The sequence below is a fragment of the Methylobacterium sp. CCH7-A2 genome, assembly GCF_001557075.1.
Lineage (GTDB): Bacteria > Pseudomonadota > Alphaproteobacteria > Rhizobiales > Beijerinckiaceae > Allobosea > Allobosea massiliensis.
In genome coordinates this window covers 1-273 of the sequence record NZ_LSKN01000097.1, presented here as the reverse complement: position 1 = coordinate 273, position 273 = coordinate 1, and the positions used below count along the sequence as shown (strand labels likewise).

At 65.2% G+C, this 273-nt stretch carries 1 pseudogene; it reads right to left on the bottom strand.

From position 1 onward, the window contains the following. Positions 1-130, bottom strand: a pseudogene (locus tag AX750_RS25445) (transposase); the annotation flags it as partial. Positions 131-273 lie beyond the last annotated feature (143 nt).

Below are 273 nucleotides of genomic sequence, written 5' to 3'. Positions count from 1 at the left end.
CAGCCGCTTCCTCGCCGGCGAGGCCCTCGGCCTCGATCTGCTCGGCCTCCTCGAGGCCCAGCAATAGCTGATCAACCGGCAGGCTCTCGGCCCGACGCCCGAAGCGATGGCGCTGCAGCTCCTTGTTGATCGTTCAGTACTGGCAAGCTGCTGTAATCCATGGTTGAATCGGCTTCGTGAGCACCTCGCCCGAGCCCCTGACCCGCGACCCTGTCGCCCCAATTTTCTCGCCGTGACCGGCTATGCGCTGGACGAGATCGTCGGTCGCCACCA